The organism is Pseudomonas sp. 28 E 9 (assembly GCF_900004785.1).
GTDB lineage: Bacteria > Pseudomonadota > Gammaproteobacteria > Pseudomonadales > Pseudomonadaceae > Aquipseudomonas > Aquipseudomonas orientalis_A.
Map to the genome: position 1 here is coordinate 966 of NZ_CVTK01000038.1, position 21,359 is coordinate 22,324.

The window sequence follows — 21,359 nt, forward strand, 5'->3', positions numbered from 1 at the left end:
TGTAGCTGAATTCCCGCGTAGCGCCGTCCGGCAGTACCCAGCGAGTCAAGCGTCCTACCGCGTCCCATTGATACTGAGTCAGCGCGCCGTATTCATCCTCCCGCGCAACCTGCCGCCCCAGGTCGTCATAGCGATAACGCTTGATGCCACCGTTGGGCAGCTGTTCTTCAACGAGCTGCCCGCGTTCATTCCACACCAGCCGATGACAACTGTGGTCGGGATACCAGACCCCCGTCAGTTGTCCCCGCTTGTCGTAGCTGTAATCCGTCGCGTCGCCGTCCGGATCAAGTTTGCGGATGACATCGCCTTGCTCATTACGCTCGTATTTCCAGACCGCCTCACCACGCCGTACAACCCGTACGAAACCGTTGTCATGCTCGTAGGACGTCGGCTCATCCTCACCCGGAAACAGCGCGACCAAGCGTCCGGCGTCGTCGTACTGATACGCCGTCACCGCGCCCAGCGGGTCCTGCTCGACGGTCAGTCGGCCCTTGTCGTCGTAGGATTTGAAATGCCGGGCACCGTCGGGATAGATGCGCTGTACCAGTCGCGCCCGGTCGTCATGCACGTACACTTCCTGGCTGCCATCGGCGTTGTGCACGTTGACGCTGCCGTCATCGCCCCATACATAGCGCGTGTCCATCTGCGAAAAACTGGCCCAGTGCCGGACACAGCGCGCGGCTTTACCAGACCTTTCCCATTCCCAAAAGAAACTCGCCCCACCGGCCAATTGCCGCTCAAGAATGACGTGCTGATCGTCGTACCGATAAGCCTCGCGTTCACCGACGGCATTGGTTGCCGACACCAGTCGTCCGGCGGCGTCGTAGGCGTAGGAAACGACGTTCTGCTCGGTCACCCACACGAAGGGTTCATGGCCTTTGGCGCGATGCACCTGGTAGTTCACCGCCACAATCCGACCCAGCGCGTAGCGCAAGAGCAAAGAGCGCCCCGCGCCGTTATCCAGTCGCTCAATACGCCCCAACCGATCCCGGACAATGCGCAACCGGTTGTCATACGCATCGCTGATCGCGGTCAGCACACCGTCTTGAAAGTGATAAAACCGGAAAGACTGCGCCAGCACCAACTCGTCAGGCGCAGAGCCCAAATAAATCGCCGCTTCCGCCAGGCTGTTGGTAATCGCCGGCCGAGCAGCCGTCGGCAAGGGCAGGGTGGTCGAGCGATTCTCATGGTCGGTCCACACCACCGAATCGGCTGAAACCACAAGCCTGTGCGCCAGCGCATGACTCCAGCCAAACCCCAACCCGCAATCCACGTCGACCGCACTGGTGCGGTACAAGCGCGTCCACTCGAACGGCAAGATACCGTCCAGCGCGCCATCGGTCAGGGTCAGCAGTTCCTCGCCGGTGACCATCGATACGGGGCAACCGTGAGTAACGGTCTTGTCCGCAGAGGCAGCAGTATCCCCAGCCGGATTTTTAGCCGAGGTAGGCGCATCATCTACATGCTCTTTATGCAGCAGCACCGCGTTCTGCCGAGCCTTCCAGCGCATCTGCAGGGTGCCCTGCTTCAGCCCACCGACCACCCCTCGAACCGCCACCGCTTTATAGCGATCCACCGCCTGCATAAACTTGGTCAGAATCGCCAGCATGCTCTGTATGAAGCCAAGCGCAGCCTCAACAATCCGAGCGCCATACTTGCCCAGCCGCAAGCTCAAATAAGCCACACCCGCCGCCGGTAAGGCGATGGTCAGTACCGCGCCAATCACCAGATCAATCAGCAGCGACACTACTAACCCGGCAGCCACTTGCGCGATCTGGCCCGGCGGCAATGCATCCAGCCAGACCAACGCGGTGCGCACCAGAAGGAACAGTGCCGCCTCATCACTGGCCAGCAACATCGCGTGTTCCATGATTTTGGGTGCATCGCTGGCGATTTGCGCCAACTTGGCTGCTTGGGCTCCCAAGTGCTCTACGTACTGCAACGGATCTTCAAGGATCGACTGCACCAGCTTTATGCTGTCCCACACCTCACGGATCGCCGTCCAACTGCCTGCCAGTATGCCGCTGCCAATTGCACTGGCCGTGGATTGCTGCCAATGCGGCTTGAAGTCCTTCCACTGATCGCGCAGCCATTGCTCCAGATCTGCCGTCAGTCCGGCATAAGAGGCGAACAAGGCATCCACTTGCTGCGCTGAAACACCGCCTTGAACCCGAACTTGATAGCGCCCGCCGGCGGCGCAATAGTGCGAACCCTCGCCGTGTTCATCGAGCATAATCACTGCTGAACTGCCGTCGTCCAGGCCGGTCACCTCAACGGAGATGTCGCCAATCGGCACGTCATACAGCGACTCGAACCTGCTCTGGATCTTAAGCACGCCAGCCACCGGGCAACGAGCCACGGTAGAAAAATCCGCGTCGGTATGGCTCACCGACTGCTGCGAATCCCCGGCCCGCAACACCCGGTCCATCCCCAGCAACGACGGCATATCCGCAGCATGGCTCACCGAATCCAGTGCTCGGGAATACCAGGCACCCATTTGCTGGCGATAAATCGTCAGGCTCTGATGGAAAGTATCCAGCTCATATTCGATCGAGGTGATGTGGGCAGCGTGGGTCATCCATGACGTCTCGGCAGAAGGCAAGGCGTCGGAGTCTGCCGCAGCGAAAGGCGGCTGGATGAGCGGTTTGAAAAATCAGATTGCGCTTACAAAAGGCGGGCAATTTTCGATGTCGACGTGTCCCCCTGGATCACTTCAGATCGCGACGCTGCTGATTGACGAACAGTGCCTTGAGCGCCTTTCAGCTGGGTTTCAAACGCATTCAAACCGGCTTACATCCGCTGCAACTCGACGATTTGCGCGGCTAATGTTGAGGCGGTTGTAGATTGGAGTGTTCATGGTTGAATCCTTTTTTATTTGGGTTGGTGGGCGTTATGTTCAACATGGACACAGATTAATGGGTGGTTCATGGAGGATAAATCGGGGTGGAGGGAGTCTTACTGCCTACTATTAGGTGACAATAAAAGGCGGAGAAAGTGATCCCCGAAGCGGTGCCATGGTTTAATATTCATCCTATAAATACCCTTATAGGGATATATTTTTCATGAAAATAAACCGTCTTCTCGCAGATTGGCCGTCGGGCACGATCGTCACTCAGGCGTGGCTTCACGAGCAGGGAGTCGGCCCCAACCTCATTCAGAAATATCAGCAAACAGGCTGGGTAGAGCGTGTGGGCCACGGCGCCTGGAAACGCAGCGGCGACAGTATCGACTGGCACGGCGGTGTTTTCGCATTGCAACAGGGTGCAACGATGCAGACCTGGCCGGGCGGCGCGACTGCGTTGAGCCTGGCCGGTTACAGCCATTACCTGACGTTTGGAAAAGAAACCGTTGATTTATTTGGCACCTCAGGCGCCGTTCTCCCCGGTTGGTTTCGCAAGCATGAATGGGAAGCGCAGATGAACTTCCATCCGGGCGCGCTCTTCACAGGGCTGGAAGATATGGCGTTACAAGTTTTCCAAATACCTTACCGCCAATTCGCGCTAAAAATCTCCACCCCGGAACGTGCGGTGCTCGAGCTTATTCACCAAAGCGCCGACGAGATGCTGTTCAGCGGTGTGGCCGATGTAATGAACGGTCTTGCCACGTTGAGCCCCAGGCGCCTGCAGAAGCTGCTTGAAGCGTGCAACTCCATCCGCGTCAAACGTGTGTTCTTTGTGCTGGCGCGTAATGCGGCTCATGCCTGGTATGCGCGAATAGATCGTTCCAGCATTGAGCTAGGCAAGGGCAAGCGGCAAATCATCCGGGGCGGGCGACTCGATAAAGAGTTCCTTATTACCGTTCCGGAGCGTTTTGCCCATGCCACTTGATCCACGTTATGCCGCTCAGGTTCGTCTGCTGGTGCAGGTCATTCCCTACGTAGCGGCAGAACGATGTTTCGCGCTGAAGGGAGGCACGGCGATTAACCTGTTCGTACGTGACCTGCCTCGGTTGTCGGTGGATATAGACCTGGCGTATCTGCCCAGCGCTGATCGTCAACGGGCACTGGTCGACGTTCGCCAGGCCCTGAAGCGGATTGCCGATGCGATAGGGCGGGGCCTTCCCGGAGCTGTCGCGACCGTTCAAGGAAATCGAGACGATGAGCTTCGGATTCTCGTAAGGAGCGCTCATGCCCAAATCAAGATTGAAGTGTCGCCGGTGCTGCGCGGCACCGTCCATCCACCGTTGGCGCGTGACGTGGTGCCGCTGGTTGAGGAAGAATTCGGGTTCGCTTCGATGGCCGTGGTGTCCCTGCCCGACCTGTACGGCGGCAAGATCTGCGCTGCACTGGATCGGCAACATCCCAGAGACCTTTTTGACGTGATGTGGATGCTTCGGGAGCAAGGGCTGACACGTGAAATCTTCGAGGGCTTTCTGGTGTATCTGATCAGCCACAGCCGGCCCATGGCTGAATTGCTTGCGCCCCGCTGGAAGCCATTAGCGGGCGCGTTTCAGGCTGAATTCGCCGGCATGACGCGAGAGCCCGTCACACTTGACCAGTTGGAAGCGACCAGAGAGGCGTTGTTGACTGCGATCCGCCAACAATTCAGTGAGCAGGATGCCGCCTTCCTGATCTCGATCAAACAGGGAGAGCCTGACTGGAATACGCTGAACCTGCCGGGAATAGATCGTTTGCCTGCCGTGCAATGGAAATTGCATAACGTCAGGCAGATACCTGCTGCAAAACGGGCGGAAGCAGTGGCGAAGCTTGAAACGGTGGTTGAGCAATTGTTGGCAGGGTAGGCATGACGTGAAAAAGCCTGCTTTTCATAGCAGGCTTGTTTTAACGCTCGGTTCGCTTATTTCTGCTGCGCCGTCAACGCCGCATACCCATTCATCAAATTGCGATAGTTGGGAATACGCTGGGACAACAGATTCCCCAGCCCTTCGATATCGTTGCGCCAGTCGCGGTGCAGCTCGCACGCCACCGAGAACCAGTTCATCAACTGCGCACCGGCCTGGGTCATCCGGCTCCACGCCGCCTGCTGCACCGTGGTATTGAACGTGCCCGACGCATCCGTCACCACAAACACCTCGAATCCTTCCGCCAGCGCCGACAAGGTCGGGAACGCCACGCACACATCCGTCACTACACCGGCAATGATGATCTGCTTGCGCCCGGTGGCCTTGATCGCCTTGACGAAGTCTTCGTTGTCCCACGCATTGATCTGGCCTGGGCGAGCGATATACGGCGCGTCCGGGAACATCTCCTTCAACTCCGGCACCAGCGGGCCGTTGGGGCCTTGCTCGAAGCTGGTGGTGAGGATGGTCGGCAGATTGAAGAACTTGGCCAGGTCGGCGAGGGCCAGCACGTTGTTCTTGAACTCGTTGGGGGAGAAGTCCTGCACCAGAGAGATCAGGCCAGTCTGGTGGTCGACCAGCAGCACGATGGCGTCGTCTTTGTTGAGGCGGTTGTAGGTTGGAGTGCTCATGGTTGAATCCTTTTTTGTTTAGGTTGGTTGGGCGTTGTGTTCAACATGGGCACAGATTAATGGGTGAGGGACTGGGGATAAATCGGGTGAGGTGAGTCTTACTGTCAACTTATAACGGACAATTGTTAAAGCGCGATTTCAGATCCCAGGCTGCTTCGCAGAACAGGACAGAATTGCCTGATTTTGAGTAGCCAGCAGGTCCGATCCCTTTCATTTGCAGGACGTTTCCGAGAGAATCCCAACCGCTTGCGCCAGCGGAATTGGGGGACTAGGCTGCTGACCGTCACTGCTAATTCAGTGATCGGGTTTAGTCGCCCGGACCTCGCTAGGCGCACGCGCCATCCCAAAGACAGGTGTCTTCTCGCCTGCACTTTATGGTGGCTGTGCGCAGGGCACCTCCGGGTGCGCCGGTGCCTAGCGGCCGGTCGACTAACCTGCGTACAGCCGCCACCTCTGCTCGTTTAGTCGCGAAAGGACGGTGGTAGTCACTTACTGCTAGGAGTTTTGCTATGGATAACGTTCGTTCAGATACGCTGTCGTCACACTCGACCAACCCATTCACGGTCAATGAAGAACTGAGCTTCGAGGATGCCTGGATGCAGGTGGCTGAGCTGCTGCATTGTGCGCTGGCTACGTCGCAAGTGATCGGCGAGTCACTGGCCGCACCACAGAGGGCGGTGATGCATTTGGTGGAGATGGCGAAGATGGTGGCGGATCGGGCTGTGGACTGCCTACAAGCTAAATAGCGATTTAAAGGCGGGTAGGCATGGCCTGCCCGCTGTTGGCCGGACAATCGACCAAGTGACATTTTTTTTGCGGACATGCGTCAAATTATCGTAGGTTTGATGCTTGGTAGGTTCCACATGTGTCATTTGGTCTCAAAAATGCGAAAACTCTCCCAGCCGTAGGCCAAAACAGGCAAAATCTGCCGTTGGCTCGGATGCCGTGCCCTGCAATAAATCAATATCCACATGCGTAGAAAACGATGCCAATCACCGAGTTCGCACACCTAAACGGAAAATCTTTCGTGTCGTCTCTCGATAGGGACGAGCAAAAGAGTTTGGGCCAGTTTATGACCCCTCCCCCTATCGCCAGGTTCATGGCGCAGCGAGCAACTACGGGGATCGTTGCTGATGTCATAAGTATTTTGGAACCTGCGTCCGGTGCTGGGGTACTGGCTGCGGCAGTTGTGCAAGAGCTTCTTCATCGTGATGAGCGGCCGTCCCGTATCGAGCTAACCCTATATGAGATAGATGGTCGTCTTAAGCCTTATCTACGACGCTTGGCTGACCGGCTGAGGCGATCAGCAAAAAGCTTAAATGTTAAGTTAACGTGCCACATTGTGATAGGCGATTTTCTGTTGTCTGAGCTATCCCAATCCGCAAGGCCGGAGTTTGATATATGTATCGCGAATCCCCCTTATTTTAAATTGAATAAGGCAGACCTTAGAGCTAAGGCTCATGCTTATGCGGTTTATGGGCAGCCTAATATATATGGGTTGTTCCAGGCCGCCTGCGCGGGTTTGGTAAGGCCAGCAGGACGTTGGTGTTTTATTACTCCTAGATCTTGGTTGAACGGTTCATATTTTGCCGCGGTAAGACGGCATTTGTTGCATTATTTGCAGATTGATGCAGTGCATCTTTTTGAAAGCCGTCAAGCTCATTTCTATGAAGATGCTATTTTACAGGAAGCCGTTATTGCATGGGCGACAGCCCAGCCGTTACATATGGCAGAAATTACTTTTAGTACTAGTCAAGGTGTCTTAGATTTACCTAATGCTGAGCTTTTCGCAATTCCGACGGCCAGTGTGATAGGCACAGATGAAGAGATGGCAATTGCGATTCCGATAGCCGCCGGAGCAAACCGAGAGTCAGATGACTCTGGCCATATGCATGATACTCTCGCCTCTTTGGGCCTCAAAGTTTCGACAGGACCAGTAGTTCCCTTTCGTTCGAAAGAGTATATTTTGGAGAGTTCTAGTAGAGGTTCAGTTCCATTGTTGTGGATGCAGCACGTTAAGCATGCGGGCATAAGTTGGCCTATACAAAAAAAGCGTGAGCACATCCTTTCTACTGCCGGTAGTGCTTGGATGCTCCTTCGAAATACGAATTACGTGGTGATGCGCCGCTTCAGTCCTAAAGAGGATGCTAGGCGTGTGACAGCGGCTCCGTATCTCGCTGGTAGCTTGCCTGGAGAATTCATAGGCTTAGAAAATCATCTGAACTACATCCACCGGCCCACTGGAGACCTTACTCGTGCCGAAACTGTTGGGCTTTCAGCGTTCTTGAACAGCTCTTATGTGGATGCCTATTTTCGTGCAGTTGCGGGCAGTACCCAAGTGAACGCAACAGAGCTTCGAAAACTGCGCTTCCCTTCACTGGATTCACTTAGGGCGATTGGAGATCTGTTGTCCGATAGGCCTACCCTCACAGAGGCCGATCGTGCGGTTGAGCAGGTGTTGTGTCTAAAAATGGCGTTATCTGCGGTATAGATAGGGCACCTCCAGATCTGAAGTGTGAAATATTTAGTTGCAGCTACTTCGCTGCGCGGTGTAGGATTTGTCTCATACCCATGTGAGGCATGCCTAGATGATCACGTTGCCACCTTTCGTAACTCTCCCTTTTGTTCGAGAACGACTCTCGATGATTTTTCCTGAGTCGTTCCCTGACCGGTCAATTTTGGTAGGCGATATGGCCGCTCGCATGGTATTCGTCGCGCTGTATGGAGCTTTTGTCGAAGGTTTAAATAGATACTTTCGCCCATCCACGGTAATTAGATTTGGGTTCTCTCAAGCAGAGAGAAGTACCGACGGGGATCGTTTTACGTGGATTGCCTCCTGTCATACGCCGGGCTATAAGGCTGTTGAACAGTGGTACGCTGATAATACGCGCGAACCACTTCGGGATGATTTAATCAGAAATAGAGCTGTGCCTATAGGGTTGATTCTGAAACGGGAGGGCGTAGCACCGACATCGCCTGCTCCGATTTATTGTTTAGCAGAAGGTTTTTCCAAGCTTTTTGATCCGGTAAATGAGGGAGAAGCTCTAGGAGAACTTATATCTCTTTGGCAGGAACGAAATCTCGACCCGATGGTTCTTCAGCGAATGCGTCTGCTTAGAAGGACTGGAGTGAAAGAGGGGCAGGTCATGGTGACTTTGCCGACTACAGGAACCTCTTTACGTTTGTCTCCAGGCGAAGCATCTATAATTACTAAAGATGTTTGCGAAACGTTGCTTAAGCAAATAATGGTTACTCCGGTTGTCGTACATGTGAGTACTTCTGATATAAAGACCTTTCGTGAGTTGTCAGGTGAGGCTGAGGATATTGGTTTGCATATATCAACTTCTGCTGAGCTGCCGGATATTGTTGCAGCTGATACAGGCTATGAAGATGGTCTTCGTCTTGTTTTCATTGAAGTTGTTCACAGTGATGGGCCGATAACTGAACTGCGAAAAGAGGCCTTGCTGAGAATTGCGGCTGACGCTGGAATACCCCGAAAGCATGTTCGCATGATAACCGCTTTTGAAGATCGCAGCTCATATCCATTTAAGAAACGAGTAAGTGAGATTGCGAGGGATTCAGATATTTGGTTTAGGAGTGAGCCAGAGCTTCTTGTTCGACTTACGATTCTGCGCGAATCGCTGAGCCCGGCGGGCTAACTTGCTTAATAAAATAGTTTAATGAAAAATTCCCGGTGAGATAATTTAATCGCACGCAAAAATGTTTATTTTTATATGCGGAGATTTATATGGTAGATAAGATCTGGGCTGACGCTGCGTTCGTGGTTGTTTGTCAGGTTGCGAAAGCAAAACCTGAATTCACACCGGATGATATTTGGGAGGCTGGACTCCACAAGCCAAATGATGCTCGTGCTCTCGGTGGTGTTATGCGTCGCGCCAGTAGTAAAAAATTAATAGAGAAAACTGGCCGCTCACAAGCAACTAGGCAACCTGAAAGTCATGGTACAGACGTCACTGTTTGGAGGTCGTTGATCTACGGAGTCAATCTTGGACCGGACGTGCTATTGTGATTTTTTCAGCTACGTATTGCAGCTGGAGGCGCTCCATTTGTGCTTAGGACAAGCTAGGTAATTTTCGCGTTGAGCCTTCAGAAATTAAAAAGCCGGCTTATGGCCGGCTTCTCTGTGACTGCCTCAGCTTGTTTTTGACAAGCCTCACCAGCCTTCAAATCGCTCAGCCCACATTGCGTCGGGCTGAATAGTAGGGGCATCCGCGGGAACTCCTCCGCATCGCCTGGCAGGGCAACAGCTTAAAACCATCCCCTGCCAAATGTGCGGCGCATGATACCCACATTCACCTCAGTTGCCCACCTCCGGTTCCGGTTCAGCGCCTTCCCAGCCCAGCAGGTGGTCATCCAGCGGGACGGGTGGGCGGCGGTTGTTGAGGGTGGACCACCAGAATACCCAGCCGACGATCTGGAAGTTCTGCTCGAAGCGTTCGTCGTAGGTGAGGTATTCGTCCGGGTGTTCGCCGGCGTTGTGGCTGCGCATGCGCAGGCCTCCGCCTGGGCGGTTGTAGAGGTATTTGATGCGTAGCATGCCGTCGTGTTCGACGGCGTAGATTTCGCCGTCGATGATTTGGGTGCGGCCTCGGTCGATGGCGAGGGTGGCGCCTTGCTGGATGATGTCGATCATGCTGTTGTCGACCATGTAGGCGCCCACGGCGCGGTCGGGTTTTACGTTAAGGGTCTGGAGGGTGTGTTGGGTGACGCGGATGCGTTCGGTTGAGGTGAATGTGGGGTGGAGGGGGATCTCCACGTCGTTGTTTTCCGGGCGGCAGGCGGGGCCTGTGAGGTATTTGCCGATGTCTTCGCGGGCGGGTGCAATCCTTGCGGTGGGGGCTTCCAACAGGTAGTTGGCGGGCGGGTGTTTGGGGCCGCGGCCGTCGCTTAGCCAGCGACTGGAGACGCACAGCAGTTCTGCGATCTCGTTGAGTCGGCCCATGGGGACGCCGCGTTTGAACCAGTTGTTCACGTGCTGAGGCGTGACGCCGCGGTTCTTGGCGAAGTCGGAGGCGGAAAGATGAACTTCCCGTAGTAGCGCTTTTAAACGATCACCTGATGTATTCATGAACACAGAGTTTACTGGCCGGGAAAACCATTCAAATAAACCATGCGTTGATTTGCGCGTGTAGGTTTTTGCTTAGTTGTAGCTTGATTCTTCAGGGTTGCTGGTTAGTTGAACATCTAGACTTAAGCGCTGAACTTGATGTTTATTTCCCCCACAAAAAAGCCCCGAATAATCGGGGCTTTTTGATTGCCGTGGCAATGAGGCGCGGGTATCAGCCTTTGTAGGCGGCAACCGACTTCATGATCTCGGCGCGGGCGGCTTCTGCGTCGCCCCAACCGTCGATCTTCACCCATTTGCCTTTTTCGAGGTCTTTGTAGTTCTCGAAGAAGTGCTTGATTTGTTCCAGCAGCAGGGGCGGCAGGTCGGTGTATTCCTTCACGTCGACGTACAGCTGGGACAGCTTGTCGTGTGGCACTGCGATGACTTTGGCATCGCCGCCGCCGTCGTCGGTCATGTTCAGGATGCCGACCGGGCGGGCGCGGATGACCGAGCCTGGGGTGACCGGGTAAGGGGTCACGACCAGCACGTCGAGGGGGTCACCGTCGTCGGCCAGGGTGTTGGGGATGAAACCGTAGTTGGCCGGGTAGAACATCGGGGTGGCCATGAAACGGTCAACGAACAGGCAGTCGCTGTCTTTGTCGATTTCGTATTTGATCGGCGCGTGGTTGGCCGGAATTTCGATGGCGACGTAGATGTCGTTCGGCAGGTCTTTGCCAGCCGGAATCTTGCTGTAGCTCATTGGGCGTTGCCCCCGTTAGTTGGCCATGTGACATGGCCGGATTGGCCTAAAAGTGGCGGCGATTATAGGCATATTCTGACGCCGATGCCATGCGCCAAGCGTCGTACGGTCATTCGCCCTGCGGCTGGTAGCGCGGGTCGCGGGCTTGCAGTTGGGTCAGGCGGGCCAGGGGATCCTGGCGGTAAAAGCGGCTGAGTTGGGCGTACACCTGTGGATAACTATTGACCAGCAAGTCCGGGGCACTGAAGAAATATTCGCTGGTGACGGCAAAGAATTCCGCCGGGTTTTCGGCGGCGTAGGGGTCGATCTCGGTTTCAGCGTCGGGGTTGGCGTCCAGTTGGCGATTGAGGTCGTCAAAGGCGCTCTGCATCACGCTGGCCCAGTCCTGCACGCGCATGTCGTTGTGCAGCGGTGGCAGGCCGTTGGCGTCGCCGTTGAGCATGTCCAGTTTGTGCGCCAGCTCGTGGATGACCAGGTTGTAGCCTTCCCATTGGCCGCTGGCCAGTACCCCGGGCCAGGCCAGTATCACCGGGCCCTGCTGCCAGGCTTCGCCGCTGTGTTCGCCGTCCCACTCGTGTTCCACGCCGCTGGCATCGCGATGACGCTGCGGGCTGAGGAAGTCGTCGGGGTACAGCACGATTTCATGGAAGCCCTGATACCAGTCGAGGTCGCCCAGGTTCATCAACGGCAGTTGCGCCTGGGCGGCGAGCAGCAGGCGTTGTTCCTGGTGCAGTTCGACGCCGGGCAGGGCGGTGAGGTGTTTTTCGGCGAGGAACAGCACACAGGCTTCGCGCAGCCACTGGTCTTGCTCGGCCGTGAGGCCGTCGAGGAAGGTCAGGTGGTGGCGCACCCGCTGCCAGGTGTCATTGGCAATCGGGTGCTTGGCCAGCAGGCGCCGGCGACGCCAGGCGCTGAGGGACCACACGGGCGATCAGTGTGGTTTGGCTTCGGAGGAGGTGCGGCCAAAGCGGCTGCGCACCACGCCGATGATCATCGGCACCAGGGACAGCAGGATGATGAACACGACGAGCAACGACAGGTTCTTCTTGATGAACGGCACGTTGCCGAAGAAGTAGCCCAGGGTCACCAGGCCACCGACCCAGAGAATGGTGCCGAGCACGCTGAACCCGAAGAAGCGCGGGTAGGGCATTTTCGCGATGCCGGCGACGAACGGCGCGAAGGTGCGCAGGATCGGCAGGAAGCGCGCCAGGGTCACGGTTTTGCCGCCGTGCTTGTCGTAGAAGTCGTGGGTTTTTTGCAGGTAGTCGCGACGGAAGATTTTCGAGTTCGGGTTGCTGAACAAGCGTTCACCCACCGTTCGCCCGATCACGTAGTTGGTGCTGTCGCCGAGGATGGCCGCCAGCATCAGCAGGCCGCCCAGCAACACCGGGTCCATGCCGCCGCCTGCGGCAACGGCACCGGCGATGAACAGCAACGAATCGCCCGGCAAAAACGGCATGACCACCAGGCCGGTCTCGCAAAAAATCACCAGGAACAGAATGGCGTAGATCCACGGACCGTAGTTGGTTACCAGCATGTCGAGGTAAACATCGAGATGCAGGATAAGGTCAAGCGGGTTGAAATCCATGGATGGCACCTGTGTGAATGGCCCGGCTCAGCAGGCCAGTGCGGGAACGACGGGAAATAAGGCTACACGTGTATGTCGAGATTCTTACGACCCTGAGAGGTGCGCATTATACGGATTGAATAGTGAAAAGCGTGTGGCTTTTGTAGCGGGGAGTGTCGTGAAAGTGTGAAGCGGTGGGGCTCGGTTTGAAAAAGTGTGGGAGGGGGCTTGCTCCCGATGGCGGTGGGGCAGTGACATGCCTATTGGCTGGCACACCGCTATCGGGGGCAAGCCCCCTCCCACAGGGGATTTTGGTGTTTGAGGGTCAGTCTTCGCTGATCGGCAGCACGTAGTTCTTGAATTCGGTGTCTTCGCGAAAACCGATGGACTCGTAGGTCTTCTGCGCCACGTCATTATCGCTGCTGGTCGATACCCGCAGCCGCACCGCGTGGGTTTCCTTGGCCATTTTCTTCGCTGTGCGCATCAGGTTATCGGCGACCAGTTGCCGGCGCGCGTCCTCTGCCACATAGATGTCGTTGAGGATCCACACCCGTTTGAGCGACAGCGAGGAGAAGCTTGGATAGAGCTGGCAGAACCCCAGCAGCCGCTTGTCATCATCATCGGCCAGTGCCAGGTAGATCACCGATTCCTTGCGGCGCAGGCGCTTTTCCAGGAAGGCCCGCGACGAGTCCGGGAACGGCAGGGCCCCATAGAATTCGCGGTATTTGACGAACAGCGGGGTGAGCAGGTCCAGGTGTTCCAGGGTCGCTTGAGTAATCCGCATGCCAGGCCTCAACTTCCAAATGGGTATGACCACGCGCGCGGTCGTCGCTTGATGCTGCCTAAAGCCACGAAAAAGCGCAATCGTGCGGCGATCAGTCTACGGGTGGGCTGAGCAGGAAATTGCCCTTCATCAAGTCCGGGTCATCTGATTCAATCGTCTGCAACTGCGCCTCGTCCTTGAGATTGACCCCGGACAATTGCCGCCGGCAGGCCTCGCGCATCAGGTACAGCAGGCGATGGGCCGCCATGCCGTAACTCAGGCCTTCCAGGCGCACATTGGAGATGCAGTTGCGGTAGGCGTCGGTGAGGCCGACCTTGGGGTTGTAAGTGAAATACAGCCCCAGGCTGTCCGGCGAACTGAGCCCCGGCCGTTCGCCGATCAGGATCACTACCATTTTGGCGCCGAGCAGTTGCCCGATCTCGTCGGCCACTGCCACGCGGCCCTGTTCTACCAGGATGACCGGTGACAAGGACCAGCCTTCAGCGTGGGTCTGTTCTTCCAGGCGTGTCAGAAAGGGCGCGGTGTGTTTATGCACGGCCAGCGCCGACAGGCCATCGGCTACTACGATCGCCAGGTCCATCCCATTCGGATGGGCTGCCGCATAGTCGCGCAGGGTCTGGGCCGATTCATCACTCAAGCGGCGTCCAAGATCGGGGCGTTGCAGGTAGGTATGCCGGTCGGTGGCGGCGCTGTGCAGCAACAGGCTGTCGCGGCCGCGTTCGGCACATTGGCGGCTTAGCCCTTCATGATCGAAGGGCAGGTGCACCGCGTCTCGCGCCTGGGCGTGGGCGAACTGGAAGTCGAGTTGGGCGTTGGTCGGAATGCTGGTGCCGGTGCGGCCCAAGGCAATGCGCGCCGGGGTCAGGCGGCGCAGTTGCAGCCATGGGTTGTCAGGCAATTCTGGTTGCACGGTCGGCTCCTTCATCCCAATTGCGCCAGAGCGTGGCGAAACGCCGGTGGCAGGCTGTTACCAAAGCGCACCTTGCCACCTTCCTGCGTAAAGATGCCCATGTTCGCCAGCCATTGTTCGAACTCCGGCGCCGGTTTCAGTCCCAGTGTCTGGCGCGCGTACAGCGCGTCGTGGAATGAGGTGGTCTGGTAATTGAGCATGATGTCGTCGGAGCCGGGGATGCCCATGATGAAATTGATCCCGGCCACGCCGAGCAGGGTCAGCAGGGTGTCCATGTCATCCTGGTCGGCTTCGGCGTGGTTGGTGTAGCAGATGTCGCAACCCATCGGCACGCCGAGCAACTTGCCGCAGAAGTGATCTTCGAGACCGGCGCGGATGATCTGTTTGCCGTTGTACAGGTACTCGGGGCCGATAAAGCCGACCACGGTGTTGACCAGAAACGGTTTGAAGTGCCGGGCCACCGCGTAGGCGCGGGTTTCACAGGTTTGCTGGTCGACGCCAAAGTGCGCGTTGGCCGACAAGGCGCTGCCCTGGCCGGTTTCGAAATACATCAGGTTCTGGCCCAGGGTGCCGCGATTGAGGCTCAGGCCGGCGTCGTAACCTTCCTGCAGCAGGCTCAGGCTGATGCCGAAGCTGGCGTTGGCCGCCTCGGTGCCGGCGATCGACTGGAACACCAGGTCCAGCGGCACGCCACGGTTGATCGCCTCGATGGAGGTGGTGACGTGGGTCAGCACGCAGGCCTGGGTGGGGATGTCGTAGCGCTGGATGATGGCGTCGAGCATCTCCAGCATGGCGCAGATTGAGGCGATGCTGTCGGTGGCCGGGTTGATGCCGATCATGGCGTCGCCGTTGCCGTAGAGCAGGCCGTCGAGAATGCTGGCGGCGATGCCCGCCGGTTCGTCGGTGGGGTGGTTGGGCTGCAGCCGCGTGGACAGCCGCCCGCGCAGGCCCAGGGTGCCGCGAAACCGGGTGACCACGCGGATCTTCTGCGCCACCAGTACCAGGTCCTGCACGCGCATGATCTTGGACACGGCGGCGGCCATTTCCGGTGTCAGCCCCGGTGCCAGTAAACGCAGGGACTGTTCGTCGGCCGCGTCGCTGAGCAGCCAGTCGCGCAGGCCGCCGACGGTGAGGTGGCTGACCGGTGCAAACGCCTGTTTATCGTGGGTGTCGATGATCAATCGGGTGACTTCATCGCTCTCGTAAGGAATCAGCGCCTCCTGCAGAAAGTGCTTGAGCGGGATATTCGCCAGCGCCATCTGTGCCGCCACCCGTTCGCCGTCATTCTGTGCGGCAACACCGGCGAGGAAATCCCCGGAACGCGCCGGGCTGGCCTTGGCCATCACATCCTTGAGGCTGTCGAAGCGGTAGGTGTGTGCACCCACCGCGTGGGAAAAGCTTGCCATACAGTGTCTCCTGAATGACGCGGGCGGACCTGGAAACGCCGCCCGCGTCGAGGTTTTCGGCAATCAGTGCAAGGCGGCCTCTGCGGCCTGGATCGCCGCAAACTCTTCTTCCGGCGTGCCCGCTACCAAGTGATGCCGGCTGTAGAAAGCAAAGTAAGCAATTAATACTCCATAGATGATCGCAGCGCCAATCACCACCCGTGGATCCACCAGGAAGCCCGCCACCACGGCCACGCAGGCCAGTACCAGCGCCACGCCCGAGGTGAAGACGCCGCCCGGCGTGCGGTACGGGCGATCCATTTTGGGGCGACGGATGCGCAGGGTGATGTGGGCGGCCATCATCAACACGTAGGAAATGGTCGCGCCGAACACCGCCACCAGAATCAGCAGATCGCCCTGGCCGGTCAGCGACAGGCCAAAACCGATCATCCCGGGAATCACCAACGCCAGTACCGGTGCCTTGCTCTTGTTGGTCTCGGACAGTTTGCGCGGCAGGTAGCCAGCACGGGACAGGGCGAATATCTGCCGCGAATAGGCATAGATGATCGAGAAAAAGCTGGCGATCAAGCCGGCCAGGCCCACCAGGTTGACGAAGCCGCCCATCCAGGTCGAACCGCCGTAGGCCAATGCCAGGGCTTCCACCAGCGGGTTGCCGGATTTGATCAGCGCGTAAGTGCCCGCACCGCCGGGCGCGATCACCAGGATCAACAGGGCAAAACTGGTCAGCACCACAATCGCGCCGATCAGCCCGCGTGGCAGGTCGCGCTTGGGGTTCTTGGTTTCTTCCGCAGCCAGCGGCACGCCCTCTACCGCGAGGAAAAACCAGATCGCATAGGGGATCGCCGCCCATACGCCAACGTAGCCGAACGGCAGGAAGCTGCTGGCGCCCTTGGCGTCGCTCAGCGGGATATCCAGCAGATTGGCGACATTGAAGTGCGGCACCATCGATACCAGGAACACACCCAGCGCGATGGCCGCGATGGCGGTAATTACGAACATCAACTTCAACGCTTCACCGACGCCAAAGATGTGGATGCCGATAAAGATGATGTAGAACGCCAAATAGATCATCCAGCCGCCAATACCGAACAGCGACTCGCAATACGCGCCGATAAATACCGCGATGGCGGCGGGGGCGATGGCGTATTCGATCAGGATCGCCGTGCCCGTCAGGAATCCGCCCCAGGGGCCGAACGCGCTGCGGGCAAAGCCGTAGCCACCGCCGGCGGTGGGGATCATTGAGGACAGTTCGGCCAGGGAAAAGCACATGCACAGGTACATGGTGGCCATCAGCAGTGTGGCGAGGAACATCCCGCCCCAACCGCCCTGGGCCAGGCCGAAGTTCCAGCCGGCGTAGTCGCCGGAGATGACATAGGCGACGCCGAGGCCAACCAGTAACACCCAGCCGGCAGCGCCTTTTTTAAGTTCGCGTTGTTGGAAGTATTGAGAGTCGACTTTTTCGAAGTCGACGGAAGAATTTGTGGGTTCGCTGGGCATGGGAAGTACCTTTCATTCTTATTGTTTTAATCCCGACAGGTTGCCGCCGGGTAATGTAGGAGCGAGCTTGCTCGCGAAAAACCTGCGAGCGCCCCGGGGAGCCAGGCTACTCGCGTTATCGTTAACGTTCTTCGCGAGCAAGCTCGCTCCTACAGTGACGGTTGTTACCTCTGTGGGATTAGAAAAACCCCAGCGGATTAATGTCGTAGCTCACCAGCAAGTTTTTGGTCTGCTGGTAGTGATCCAACATCATCTTGTGCGTCTCGCGCCCTACACCGGACTTCTTGTAACCGCCAAACGCGGCATGGGCCGGGTACAGGTGGTAGCAGTTGGTCCACACGCGGCCGGCCTTGATCGCGCGGCCCATGCGGTAGGCGCGGTTGATGTCGCGGGTCCACAGGCCGGCGCCCAGGCCGAACTCGGTGTCGTTGGCAATCGCCAGGGCTTCGGCTTCGTCCTTGAAGGTGGTGATGCTCACCACCGGGCCGAAGATTTCTTCCTGAAACACGCGCATTTCGTTGGTGCCCTTGAGCAGGGTCGGCTGGATGTAATAGCCGGTGGCCAGGTCACCGCTGAGCTTCTCCACCTTGCCGCCGGTGAGCAGTTGCGCGCCTTCGCCCTTGGCGATTTCCAGGTAGGACAGGATCTTGTCGAACTGCTGCTCGGATGCCTGGGCGCCGACCATGGTGTCGGTGTCCAGCGGGTCGCCCCGTTTGATCGACTCGACTTTCTTCATGACCACTTTCATGAAGTCGTCGTAGATCGACTCTTCCACCAGCGCGCGGGACGGGCAGGTGCACACTTCGCCCTGGTTGAAGAACGCCAGCACCAGGCCTTCGGCGGCTTTTTCGATGAATTGCGGTTCGGCTTTCATGATGTCGGCGAAGAAAATGTTCGGCGACTTGCCGCCCAGCTCAACGGTAGACGGAATGATGTTCTCGGCCGCCGCATGCATGATGTGCGAACCCACTGGCGTTGAGCCGGTGAACGCGATCTTGGCGATGCGCTTGCTGGTGGCCAGGGCTTCGCCGGCTTCTTTGCCGAAGCCGTGCACGACGTTGAGTACACCGGGCGGCAGCAGGTCGCCGATCAGTTCCATCAGCACGTTGATGCCCAGCGGCGTTTGCTCGGCCGGCTTGAGCACCACGCAGTTGCCGGCGGCCAGGGCCGGGGCAAGTTTCCAGGCGGCCATCAGCAAGGGGAAGTTCCACGGGATGATCTGGCCGACCACGCCCAGCGGCTCGTGGAAGTGATAGGCAGCGGTGAGTTCGTTGATTTCGGCGCTGCTGCCTTCCTGGGCGCGAATGCAACCGGCGAAGTAGCGGAAGTGGTCGGCGGCCAGCGGGATGTCGGCGTTGAGGGTTTCGCGCACGGCCTTGCCGTTGTCCCAGGTTTCGGTGATGGCCAGCAGTTCGAGGTTCTGTTCGATGCGGTCGGCGATTTTCAGCAGTACCAGCGAGCGGTCCTGGGCGCTGGTTTTGCCCCAGGCGTCAGCGGCGGCATGGGCGGCGTCCAGCGCCTTGTCGATGTCCTTGGCGGTGGAGCGCGGGAAGTCTGCAATGGGCTTGCCATTGACCGGCGAAGTGTTGGTGAAGTAATTGCCATCGACCGGCGCAACGAATTCGCCACCGATGTAGTTGCCGTACTTGGCCTTGAACGAAACGATGGCGCCTTCAGTACCGGGGTGTGCATAACGCATGGTGGGCATCTCCTGCTTTTATGTTTATCGGAGTACAGCGCGGCAAGCGCTTTATAAAGCGTAGAGCAAAGGTCGGGCCACTGGGTGCGGGCCAGCTAAATCAAGGGTTTGGTTTTGTTTACAAGGCATGACTGTGGCCGGATCGATACAGGCGGGTGACAGTGTGTGCCATAAACGGTACAGCCAGTGACCGATGGGTCGGCGCGGGATTGCAATGGCCGGGTGCCTGGGGGATGCTGGGCGTTCTCACGCAGGGAGAATAATAAGAACATGCACAACGATCATTTCAGTCGTCATGCCCAGCAGGTGCTCACCGTCACCCGTGGGCAAGAGCCGCCTCACGGACCGGGCAGCGACCCGTCCATCGCCCGCTCCTGGTTGCGTTGCCTGGAGGACTACCACCTCGACCCTGCGCTGACCGTCGCCCCCACCGTGCTTGAGCATGACCGCTTGCTGGAAAGCCGCGAACGCCTGCGCCAGGTCTTGCACATCGCCGGCACCGAAATGAACAGCCTGCACCAGCAGCTCTCGGGCGCGGGCCACGCCGTGCTGCTCACCGATGCGCGCGGGGTGATCCTCAACTGCGTCACCGCGCCCTCCGAACGCAGGATTTTCGAGCGCGCCGGGCTGTGGCTGGGCGCTGATTGGAGCGAAGCCTGCGAAGGCACCAATGGCATCGGCACCTGCCTGGTCGAGCGCCAATCCCTGACCATCCACCGTGACGAGCACTTTCGCGGTCGCCATACCGGGCTGACCTGTTCGGCGAGCCCGGTGTTCGACCCCCACGGTGAGTTGCTGGCGGTATTGGACGTGTCGTCGGCCCGCGAAGCCGTGTCGCGCCAGAGTCAGTTCCACACCATGGCGCTGGTCAACCTGTCGGCCAAGATGATTGAAAGCTGCTACTTTTTGCGCCACTTCGAACAGCACTGGTTGTTGCGCTTTCATCTGCAGGCGGAGTCGGTCGGGTTGTTCAGTGAAGGGCTGTTGGCGTTTGATGGCGAAGGGCGCATCTGTGCGCTCAACCAGAGCGCACTGAACCTGTTGGGGCAGTTGCGTGGCGGCCTGTTGGGCCAGCCGGTGGAAGCGGTTTTCGACTGTTCCCTGGATCAGTTGCTGGGGCGCGCCAGCGCCAACCCCACGGCCGGCTGGCCGTTGCGTACCCGCGATGGCCGCCAGTTGTTCGCGGCGTTACGCGGACAGGGGCGCCCGGCCCCGGCGCCCAGCGCCAAGCCGACTGTTCCCGGCCGTTCGCGCTTGCCCGGCGTCTGCCTGGATGACCCGGCGCTGCGGCTGGCTTTCAGCCAGTCTGTGCGGGTGTTCGAGCGTGACGTGCCGTTACTGGTCAATGGGGAAACCGGCTCGGGCAAGGAAGCCTTTGCCAAGGCGGTCCATCTGGCCAGCCAGCGTGCCGACAAACCCTTCGTTGCCCTCAACTGCGCCGCTATCCCGGAAAACCTGATCGAGAGCGAATTGTTCGGCTATCGCGGCGGCAGTTTTACCGGCGCACGCAAGGAGGGCATGCAAGGCAAGCTGCAGCAGGCCGATGGCGGCACGCTGTTTCTTGACGAGATCGGCGACATGCCCCTGGCCTTGCAGACGCGACTGCTCAGGGTGCTGGAAGACCGCCTGGTGGTGCCGATCGGTGGTGAGCCCCGAGCCGTAAATGTCAGAATTATCAGCGCTACCCACCGCAATCTACTGGCCAGGGTAGAGGACGGCGGCTTTCGCGAGGATTTGTACTATCGGCTCAATGGCCTGGAAGTTGCGCTACCGGCGTTGCGTCAGCGCACTGACAAATCACAGCTGCTGGACCTGCTGCTGGCACAGGAGGCCGGTGATCAGGCTGTCTACCTGGAGCCGGCTGCGCGCGACGCGTTGTTGGCGTTTGCCTGGCCGGGCAACGTCCGACAGTTGCGTACGGTATTGCGCACGCTGGTCGCGCTGTGCGAAAACGGGAAGGTCGCTGCGGAAAATTTACCGCCGATGATCCGTCACACACCTACCCATGACGCACCCTCAAGTGTTTCTTCGCTGTCCCCCTTTGAAGAGGCCGAGCGGTCAACCCTGCTGGCCGCCCTGGAGCAACAGCACTGGCATATGAGCCATGCGGCAACGCACTTGGGTGTCAGCCGTAACACGTTGTACCGCAAGTTGCGCAAGTATGAGATTTCACGAGGTTCGGTAGTTTAGCCTACAACGGTTTTGAAGTTTTACAGGCGCCTTGGTTAATAAGTAAATG

At 58.1% G+C, this 21,359-nt stretch carries 18 protein-coding genes; 7 read left to right on the forward strand and 11 right to left on the reverse strand.

What is annotated here, in order from left to right; genetic code table 11:
* Positions 1 to 2,578, reverse strand: a 2,578-nt coding sequence (locus BFQ00_RS07660) for a DUF6531 domain-containing protein (protein ID WP_256535949.1), incomplete at its 3' end; no start/stop codon positions are given.
* 484 nt (positions 2,579 to 3,062) lie between these two features.
* On the opposite strand from BFQ00_RS07660, the gene BFQ00_RS07665 reads away from it, so the two are divergent.
* Both BFQ00_RS07665 and BFQ00_RS07670 read left to right on the forward strand, forming a co-directional pair.
* A complete protein-coding gene (locus BFQ00_RS07665; protein ID WP_065933079.1) occupies positions 3,063 to 3,827 on the forward strand; it encodes a type IV toxin-antitoxin system AbiEi family antitoxin in 765 nt (254 codons plus the stop codon).
* Complete coding sequence (locus BFQ00_RS07670; protein WP_065933080.1) at positions 3,817 to 4,740, forward strand: nucleotidyl transferase AbiEii/AbiGii toxin family protein; 924 nt, start codon at positions 3,817 to 3,819, stop codon at positions 4,738 to 4,740. Before BFQ00_RS07665 ends, BFQ00_RS07670 begins: the two co-directional genes overlap by 11 nt.
* Before the next feature lie 56 nt (positions 4,741 to 4,796).
* On the opposite strand, the gene ycaC is transcribed toward BFQ00_RS07670, so the two are convergent.
* The gene (ycaC, locus tag BFQ00_RS07675) at positions 4,797 to 5,429 is read right to left on the reverse strand and encodes an isochorismate family cysteine hydrolase YcaC (RefSeq protein WP_057724871.1); all 633 of its coding nucleotides are present in this window, start codon (positions 5,427 to 5,429) and stop codon (positions 4,797 to 4,799) included.
* Between the two features lie 509 nt (positions 5,430 to 5,938).
* Between ycaC and BFQ00_RS07680 the strand changes: the two genes are divergently transcribed.
* From BFQ00_RS07680 to BFQ00_RS29025, 4 genes are all read left to right on the forward strand, one after another.
* A complete protein-coding gene (locus tag BFQ00_RS07680) occupies positions 5,939 to 6,175 on the forward strand; it encodes a hypothetical protein (protein ID WP_065886815.1) in 237 nt (78 codons plus the stop codon).
* Between the two features lie 239 nt (positions 6,176 to 6,414).
* Positions 6,415 to 7,920, forward strand: coding sequence for an Eco57I restriction-modification methylase domain-containing protein (locus tag BFQ00_RS27800; protein ID WP_083227318.1), 1,506 nt, complete (start codon positions 6,415 to 6,417; stop codon positions 7,918 to 7,920).
* Positions 7,921 to 8,017: 97 nt separating this feature from the next.
* Complete coding sequence (locus BFQ00_RS27805) at positions 8,018 to 9,088, forward strand: BsuBI/PstI family type II restriction endonuclease (RefSeq protein WP_083227319.1); 1,071 nt, start codon at positions 8,018 to 8,020, stop codon at positions 9,086 to 9,088.
* Positions 9,089 to 9,177: 89 nt separating this feature from the next.
* Positions 9,178 to 9,459 (forward strand): hypothetical protein, encoded by a 282-nt coding sequence (locus tag BFQ00_RS29025; RefSeq protein ID WP_139114975.1) that lies wholly within the window; start codon positions 9,178 to 9,180, stop codon positions 9,457 to 9,459.
* A gap of 288 nt (positions 9,460 to 9,747) precedes the next feature.
* Here the strand turns inward: BFQ00_RS29025 and BFQ00_RS07685 are convergent, their stop codons facing one another.
* From BFQ00_RS07685 to BFQ00_RS07725, 9 genes are all read right to left on the reverse strand, one after another.
* The gene (locus BFQ00_RS07685) at positions 9,748 to 10,518 is read right to left on the reverse strand and encodes a LexA family transcriptional regulator (protein WP_065886816.1); all 771 of its coding nucleotides are present in this window, start codon (positions 10,516 to 10,518) and stop codon (positions 9,748 to 9,750) included.
* A gap of 211 nt (positions 10,519 to 10,729) precedes the next feature.
* Positions 10,730 to 11,257, reverse strand: a complete 528-nt coding sequence (ppa, locus tag BFQ00_RS07690; protein WP_049711351.1) for an inorganic diphosphatase — start codon at positions 11,255 to 11,257, stop codon at positions 10,730 to 10,732.
* A 109-nt stretch (positions 11,258 to 11,366) separates the two neighbouring features.
* Complete coding sequence (locus tag BFQ00_RS07695; protein ID WP_065933081.1) at positions 11,367 to 12,182, reverse strand: M90 family metallopeptidase; 816 nt, start codon at positions 12,180 to 12,182, stop codon at positions 11,367 to 11,369.
* Positions 12,183 to 12,188: 6 nt separating this feature from the next.
* Positions 12,189 to 12,845, reverse strand: coding sequence for a DedA family protein (locus BFQ00_RS07700; RefSeq protein WP_065886818.1), 657 nt, complete (start codon positions 12,843 to 12,845; stop codon positions 12,189 to 12,191).
* A 304-nt stretch (positions 12,846 to 13,149) separates the two neighbouring features.
* Complete coding sequence (locus tag BFQ00_RS07705) at positions 13,150 to 13,608, reverse strand: GNAT family N-acetyltransferase (protein ID WP_056861944.1); 459 nt, start codon at positions 13,606 to 13,608, stop codon at positions 13,150 to 13,152.
* Positions 13,609 to 13,699: 91 nt separating this feature from the next.
* On the reverse strand, positions 13,700 to 14,533 hold the full coding sequence (gene eutC, locus BFQ00_RS07710; RefSeq protein ID WP_065933082.1) for an ethanolamine ammonia-lyase subunit EutC: 834 nt from the start codon (positions 14,531 to 14,533) through the stop codon (positions 13,700 to 13,702).
* Entirely contained in the window at positions 14,530 to 15,924 is a 1,395-nt protein-coding gene (locus BFQ00_RS07715; RefSeq protein WP_065933083.1) for an ethanolamine ammonia-lyase subunit EutB, read from the reverse strand. Before BFQ00_RS07715 ends, eutC begins: the two co-directional genes overlap by 4 nt.
* Before the next feature lie 63 nt (positions 15,925 to 15,987).
* Positions 15,988 to 17,421 (reverse strand): ethanolamine permease, encoded by a 1,434-nt coding sequence (eat, locus tag BFQ00_RS07720; protein WP_065933084.1) that lies wholly within the window; start codon positions 17,419 to 17,421, stop codon positions 15,988 to 15,990.
* A 178-nt stretch (positions 17,422 to 17,599) separates the two neighbouring features.
* Complete coding sequence (locus BFQ00_RS07725) at positions 17,600 to 19,120, reverse strand: acetaldehyde dehydrogenase ExaC (RefSeq protein ID WP_065895154.1); 1,521 nt, start codon at positions 19,118 to 19,120, stop codon at positions 17,600 to 17,602.
* Positions 19,121 to 19,390: 270 nt separating this feature from the next.
* Here BFQ00_RS07725 and BFQ00_RS07730 point away from each other — a divergent pair, with 270 nt between their 5' ends.
* On the forward strand, positions 19,391 to 21,310 hold the full coding sequence (locus tag BFQ00_RS07730; RefSeq protein ID WP_065933085.1) for a sigma-54-dependent Fis family transcriptional regulator: 1,920 nt from the start codon (positions 19,391 to 19,393) through the stop codon (positions 21,308 to 21,310).
* The last annotated feature ends 49 nt before the right edge of the window (positions 21,311 to 21,359 follow it).